The sequence below is a fragment of the Novipirellula sp. genome (assembly GCF_041583735.1).
GTDB lineage: Bacteria > Planctomycetota > Planctomycetia > Pirellulales > Pirellulaceae > Novipirellula.
Window position 1 is genome coordinate 1 of sequence record NZ_JBFHFD010000488.1, and the last position, 6,505, is coordinate 6,505.

The 6,505-nt window shown below is 53.3% G+C and carries 6 protein-coding genes and 1 pseudogene; 5 read left to right on the forward strand and 2 right to left on the reverse strand.

Annotation, left to right across the window (positions count from 1 at the left end; genetic code table 11):
- Nucleotides 1–301: pseudogene (locus tag ABX962_RS26435) on the reverse strand (hypothetical protein); the annotation flags it as partial.
- Between the two features lie 22 nt (nucleotides 302–323).
- A complete protein-coding gene (locus ABX962_RS26440; protein ID WP_372723867.1) occupies nucleotides 324–851 on the reverse strand; it encodes a hypothetical protein in 528 nt (175 codons plus the stop codon).
- 178 nt (nucleotides 852–1,029) lie between these two features.
- On the opposite strand from ABX962_RS26440, the gene ABX962_RS26445 reads away from it, so the two are divergent.
- The 5 genes from ABX962_RS26445 (at nucleotide 1,030) to ABX962_RS26465 (ending at nucleotide 6,283) form a co-directional block, all read left to right on the forward strand.
- Nucleotides 1,030–1,506 (forward strand): GNAT family N-acetyltransferase, encoded by a 477-nt coding sequence (locus ABX962_RS26445; RefSeq protein ID WP_372723857.1) that lies wholly within the window; start codon nucleotides 1,030–1,032, stop codon nucleotides 1,504–1,506.
- Between the two features lie 227 nt (nucleotides 1,507–1,733).
- Complete coding sequence (locus ABX962_RS26450; protein ID WP_372723859.1) at nucleotides 1,734–2,150, forward strand: hypothetical protein; 417 nt, start codon at nucleotides 1,734–1,736, stop codon at nucleotides 2,148–2,150.
- Between the two features lie 10 nt (nucleotides 2,151–2,160).
- Nucleotides 2,161–3,564: a DEAD/DEAH box helicase gene (locus ABX962_RS26455; RefSeq protein ID WP_372723861.1), complete on the forward strand. Its 1,404-nt coding sequence runs from the start codon at nucleotides 2,161–2,163 to the stop codon at nucleotides 3,562–3,564.
- 9 nt (nucleotides 3,565–3,573) lie between these two features.
- Nucleotides 3,574–4,785 carry a DUF790 family protein gene (locus ABX962_RS26460; RefSeq protein WP_372723863.1) on the forward strand — a complete coding sequence of 404 codons (1,212 nt, stop codon included), beginning with the start codon at nucleotides 3,574–3,576 and terminating at the stop codon, nucleotides 4,783–4,785.
- Between the two features lie 418 nt (nucleotides 4,786–5,203).
- Nucleotides 5,204–6,283 (forward strand): hypothetical protein, encoded by a 1,080-nt coding sequence (locus ABX962_RS26465; protein ID WP_372723865.1) that lies wholly within the window; start codon nucleotides 5,204–5,206, stop codon nucleotides 6,281–6,283.
- Nucleotides 6,284–6,505 lie beyond the last annotated feature (222 nt).

A 6,505-nucleotide genomic window follows, 5' to 3' on the forward strand; every position in this document is an offset into this window, starting at 1 on the left:
CCCCCAACACGATCGGCAAACTGGCTCGCAGGCGAAAGCGACGCTCTCGCTGCAGACTCAAGGTGGCACTGAGCTTCGGAATGTTCGGCATCGACAAGACTTCGACCGAGGCGGTGTTGGTCGACAACTGCTGGATCGAACCGGTGCGGTTCATAACCCCAGCCAATTCGTCCAAGCTGGGTGTCTGATCGAAGGCAACCGGAGGCGGTGGGAACGGTACCGGAGCCTCGCGGCGGGCGCATGTCGCTCCACCCGAGACAAAACAGATCATCAACGTTCCGATCCACAGCCATGTTCGCATCCTTGCTTTTCTCCTGGGACCGTTACCGGGTTGATGTTTCGTCGTCGTCGCTAACCACATCGGCTTCGCAGTAAAGCAAATCGTTTAACTCGTCACGGATCGAGTCCGATTCGGCGCGGTTGATTTCGCAGGGCATCACATCGATCGTCGACTGATCGGCCAGCACTTCCAAACGCATCGCCCCCTCTTCGAGCGAATCATCGGCTGTGCCTTCCCAAGGACGCACCAGCCGTTTACGCATCAACATGATCGCCAGCAAGTAACGTGTTTTTGCTTTGTCGGGAAAGTTTCCCATTTGGCGTAGCAGATCGATCAAGACCTCCGGCGGCGCCAACACAAGCTTCTTTTCCGAAGCCTTGGGCATCCGGTTTTTCCACCACCCGATCGCGTCCTCAGGCGGCCCTTTCCAGCTTTCGGCCGAAAAGTCGCGACGTACGTAATCGTCCCCTGATTCCATCACGACCGAGTAATACCACTCGCCTTCGCGCAACGGGCGGTGCAGCGAATGGCAATTGCGGGTACAGCGGCCGACGTGGTATTCGCCTAACATAGGAGCCAAGAAACAGAAGGAATTCGAGTAAAGGGGTCCGCGCATTGGAACCGTAGCACAATTCCATCCTAGCGTGAAAGACAGAATATCGAGCCGGTTTTGACAGCAAAAACCATAGCAAACAGGTCAAATTCCAGCATCACAGATTTGCTAGCACAGTGTTTTGGCTGAGGAGCAAATGCAACCTTCGATCACGATCCGCAAGGCGACGGCCGAGGATGACGACGCGATGGCTGCGGTGTTCCACGCGGCATTCACCCCACTGCGATCGATCTACCGACCGAGCGTACATACCGTCGCTCGCCAACTACTTCTTCAGAAGGAAGGGACACGGCTCGTCGCTGAGCTTGACCATCGAGTCGTTGCCACGGTTCAAGGTGACAGCCACGAAGGTTACTTGCATGTGATTGGGCTGGCTGTTCACCCCCACTTTCAACAAAAGGGCATCGCCCGTCGCCTGTTAGATTGGATCGAATCTTGTGCATTAACCACTGCTCGCACTGCCATCGTTCTTAATACGATTAAGGAAACCGAAAATGTTCCCATCTTTGAGAAGCTTGGCTTTCAAATCATCAGCGAGGCAGTTTCAGACCGTTTCGAGAGTCACATGTATTCAGAACTGCACGAAGTTAAGATGAAGCGGACAATTTCATAACCAATCGGGAAAGTCCGGTGTAAATTAGCATGCTACTAGCGAGGAAGTATGCACCTGCACTCGATTTAGCGTCCTTGGTTTTCTAGCCTTTTCCACAGCCCTAACACGACACGCAACACGCAGTGAATTTTACTCCGAATGCCCTCCGTGGTATTCTGGATGACCAATTCTCAATGCTCGAATCGGCGTTGATATCCGATCCATTGCAATTTGCGAGGTAAGCATTCATGCACGAAGCCGAACCCGTTCAACAGTCTTTGCTGCAGTGGATATTTGTCGCACTTGGGCCAGCCTACCTTGTGCTATTGCCGTTAACAGCATTTTTGAGCTTCGTTGTCGCGTTGATGATTGTGGTTCGCGGCAAGGGAGCCATGGCGGCTGCGGCACTCGTTCTAGTGGTTCACATCCCTTTGTTGATCGGTCTGTTCGCAGTGTTCCAAGGTGCAATCTCTGCGTTTACCGTAATGGCAATGAGCAGTGCGACGCCGAAACCTGCCGACATTGCTGCAGGTTTCTCCACAGCGCTGGTGGCTCCATTTATTAGCCTGCTCTTGATGGTCCCCGGTTACTTCACCGCCGTCATCGGCGCAGTGGTTCGATCTCTCGCTGAATCACCGTCATCTGCGACACACGCCAACCTATGATCTGTCAACCATGAACGCACTCGCTCCCGTTTCAGCGCCGACGCGGCTTGCGTTTCAGGAGGGGACGTTGACGCTCTCGGGCGTTGAAAAACAGTTGATCGAGCGATTGTGGACCCAACCGCTGTGGATGCATGACCCTCGCAGTGGCTGCTGGCGGACCGACGCGATGCATTACCGCGATGTGATCGAGTGTTTGCAAAACCGACTGGCGACAAATTGGTCGGACGACGTCGCACACTGGACACCGATTCGCTTTGCCTCGGCGAAGCTGCACACGTTGCGACCAGACCAGAACGAGGCGCTCGAGGCTTGGATGGAAACTCGCCGTGGCGTCGTGGTGATGCCAACGGGGACGGGAAAAACCGAGGTGGCGCTACACGCGATCTGCCGTGTCAGCACAAGCGTTTTGATCGTTTCCCCGGTTCGTGATTTGATGTACCAGTGGCACGACCGGATTCGCAATGCGACCGGGATCGATGCCGGGATCATTGGCGATGGCGTGCACCGCGTCAGCGCGGTTTCGGTGACCACCTACGACAGTGCGACGATCCACATGCCGCGTTTGGGAAACCAATTCGAGTTCATCATCTTTGACGAATGCCATCATTTGCCGGGGCCGATGCGTCAGGATGCCGCCCGCATGTCCGCGGCCCGCTATCGACTCGGCTTGACCGCGACCCCCGAGCGTCGCGACGGGGGACACGAATTGCTCAATGAAATCATCGGTCCCCGGGTCTACACGCAAGCGATCAAGGCCGCCCGAGGCAAAACACTTGCGAATTACGACATCGTGCGGATGGCCGTGCACTTATCGAGTGATGAGCGAACACGCTATGAATCGCTGGGCAATACGGTTCGTGAGTTTGTTGCCGAGCGACGAAAGGACGACTCGTCCTACGATTGGCCAGCGTTGTGCAGCGAAAGCGGTCATGACCCCGCCGCCCGTGCGGCGATGGTTGCCTTTCACGCCAAACGTTCCATCGAAGACCGAGCGGAAGAAAAACTGCGAGTCATCGAAGACCTGTTTCGACTTCACGCCGGCGAACCGGTGATCGTCTTCTGTGGTTCCAACGCAATGGCTCGCGACGTATCGCTACGTTTCTTGATCCCATGTCTACTGAGCCATTGTCGCAAACGCGAGCGACAAGAAATTTTGTCTGGGTTAAAAGAAGGGCGTTACCCCGCATTGGTTGTCAACCGCGTTTTGGACGAGGGAGTCGATTTACCCGAGGTCAACGTCGCGATCGTTGTCGGTGGCGGCAGCAGTACACGCCAAGCGCTGCAACGACTTGGACGCGTGGTACGCAAGAACCGCTTTGGCCGTGCCTGTTTCTACGAGATCGTGACCGCCGGGACGCGTGACGAAGTGCGGTCTCGTTCGCGTCGGCGTGACGACGCATTTCGCAAGCACTGACAGCCTTAGATGTTGACCAAAGAACAATCTCTGCTGGAGTACGATTTTTCGCGTCTGACGGTCACCCCTGATCGCTTGACTCGCTCGACTCACGGGCATTACCCGCGGCTCGCCGAGGAAATGCTGAAGATCTATCGAGAAAATATTGGGGAAGTACGCAAGCATCTGCATGACCGCGTCCGGCGTTCGCTGCAGGGTGTTATGGATTGTCCAGCAAAACGGATTGCCGCGTTTTGCAAATTGCTGGATGACGCGAGCGAGTTTCATCAGGACAAATCCGCTGCATCCGCCAAACTCAGACAACGCGTGTTCTCGTTGGCGGCAACCAAACATCCGCTAGTGCAAACGCGTGACCAATTGTTTGACCATGACGAAACGAACACGAAAGCAGAGATTGCAGCAGAACTTGGCAAAAGTTGGGAGGAGATCGAAGCCAGCCTGTTTGCCGATGTGATCGAGTTTCATCGACTTCGAAAACCGCCCGAGAATCTCGATGCTGCGGGTTTACTGTCACGTTACAACGTCGCGCAAACTCAGACGGCGCTGTACGGAGCATTGTCGATGACGGTTTGGGCCGGCGACGATTTCAAGATGATCTTGCGTTACGCCAAGCTGGCGCGGCTGATGCACTCGATCACGCGGCAAGGCGATCGTTATGTGTTTCAGTTGAACGGACCTGCGTCGCTGCTGCGTCAAACTCGTCGCTACGGCGTCGCGTTCGCTCGGTTCTTGCCAGGATTGTTAGCAACACGTGATTGGCGGATGCAAGCGACGGTGCTTGGACCCGCGAAACGGCGATTTGCGTTGCGACTGAGCAGTACGGATGGACTGCGAAGCGAAGTCCAACCAAATGATTTCGACAGCCAGTTGGAAGAAACATTTTGGCGTCAATGGAACAAACTGCAAGCAGAGAACCAAACCGACGGTTGGATGCTCCGACGTGAGGGCACGGTGCTACACCAAGCCCAAACCGTGTTCACTCCCGACTTCTCGCTGAAGCATCCCAAGCATGGCGAAGTGCTGTTGGAAGTGATCGGATTTTGGACGCCGGAATATTTGAGCGAGAAAGTGATCCGGTTAAAACAGTTTCAGCACACTGCGAGGATCATGTTGGCGATTAGCGAAACCGTTGACCAATCGATTCCCGATTTAGGCATGCCGCGAGTCACCTTCAAGACAACGCTAAAAGTGAAGGACATTTTGCAGATATTGCCGCGCTGAACCGCGGCGACGCTGGCCTGGATAAAAAGAGGTCAGGAAGCAGTGCGAACGATAACCTTAGGCTTTGACGAAAAGTTGTTTGACATGACATCTCGCTAAGCATACGATTCCGCTCACGTCATTCTTGCCTCATCGATGCAAACGCTTGTCGCCTCAGTGCAAACGTCTGTCCCATCGACGCAAGCATGTGCCACATCCGTGCAAGCGATCAGTATCGATTGACGTCTCTACTGACAACGGATCCGTCCACAGGTGCGGACTTTGACCAGAGGCTTGGGGAAATCTTCAATGATTTTAGAGGAGTTTTGCACGATCAAAACTCGAATGACGTTGTGCTTGGTGGCCCCCTTATCCATCACGGAGACTATCCATTATGACGAGATTGCCGATCCGTGTATGGCGATGGCTGCCAATCTGTATGCTTGTCTTGCCGCTGAACATCAACGTCGTTGATGCCGAGGAACTGGCGGTGGTCGGATGGGCAACGTCGAGCGACGGGGAATTTGAAGAACATGCCGTCGAGGTGGGTTTAGAGAAAGTTCCCGACGGATTATTGGCGTCTCGCTATTACTTAGTCCAGGACATCGTCGCTCAGATTGTTGAAAAGGATGTCCACCCGCTAGAGGACACTGTCTCATTCTTGGCTCGGAATGTTTATAGCCTTGATTGGCGTTTCGCGGCAAGCTGTTTAGATTCGCTCGTGGATTTGGAGTACGAGGAGTTTCGATTTGGAATAGACAAACGAGGCAGACGATTGAATATCGTCGTGCACCGCGCTCTATCGAGGCTCGACGAACGCGCCAAAGCATTTGTTGAGCAATACAACGTAGGCGGGGCACGTTCCTATCCAGGTGTGTACGGAGTCGAGTTTACCGATCGAAAACTCGATCCTTTGTTACTGCTAAATCTGCGTTTGATTCGAGAACGAAATACCTTTGGAAGAGATGTCGAACATGGACTCGGCTCGGGATTACGGGTCTTGACCATACAAAACTCTGATTTTAATGACTCTGATTTGTCGTTCCTCAATGGGTTACAGGGACTGATCTTGCTTGATGTAGGATTCAACCCATTAGATGGCTCTGGTCTTGAGAATCTAGTCTTGCCCTCTCTGAGAGTATTGCGACTTGACGGATGCAAATTGAAACGCGAGGTTTTTACCTATGAGTTACTGCACTCCGTTGAGTTGCTAGTCCTATTGCAAACGAATACCGCGGACGAGCACATTTCTCTCCTTAGAGGATCGAAATTGACTGAACTTAATATAAGTGGGACTCTCGTTACGCCAAGCTGTCTTAAACCGCTAAGCGGGCTGGCAAACCTTCAGTCACTGGCTATTGATAGTGATTTGTTTATCAATTGTCCACTTGAGCAGATCTCGAAACTTGGAAAGTTGAAAAAACTAAGTATCAGCGGCGATCTTCCTCCCGATCGCTCTTTGGATATTCTCCAAAGTGAGCTTCCGAACGTCGAAATCAAGATGTCGAAATCAAGATAATGCAAAGCAAGGAGGGATATCGAAGGTCTCAGGAGAAATCTAAGGTTTCAGGAATCATTGTTCGTATTTGACTCCTGACACCTTTGTTTTATCCATGGGCTTGCAAATCCAGAATGCGGATCCTCGGCGAGCTGGCGACCGAAATCATGTTGCGGAAAAAAACGGTCCGCCGCCAACCTTGTTTCTTCCGCGTTTCCATCGGAGCCGCCAATCGTCAGTCCA

Bases quoted from the DNA above. Each gene is read 5' to 3' on its own strand.
- ABX962_RS26460 (WP_372723863.1), top strand. From the start codon at position 3,574: ATGTTGACCAAAGAACAATCTCTGCTGGAGTACGATTTTTCGCGTCTG.
- ABX962_RS26445 (WP_372723857.1), top strand. From the start codon at position 1,030: ATGCAACCTTCGATCACGATCCGCAAGGCGACGGCCGAGGATGACGAC.
- ABX962_RS26455 (WP_372723861.1), top strand. From the start codon at position 2,161: ATGAACGCACTCGCTCCCGTTTCAGCGCCGACGCGGCTTGCGTTTCAG.
- ABX962_RS26440 (WP_372723867.1), bottom strand. From the start codon at position 851: ATGTTAGGCGAATACCACGTCGGCCGCTGTACCCGCAATTGCCATTCG.
- ABX962_RS26465 (WP_372723865.1), top strand. From the start codon at position 5,204: ATGCTTGTCTTGCCGCTGAACATCAACGTCGTTGATGCCGAGGAACTG.
- ABX962_RS26450 (WP_372723859.1), top strand. From the start codon at position 1,734: ATGCACGAAGCCGAACCCGTTCAACAGTCTTTGCTGCAGTGGATATTT.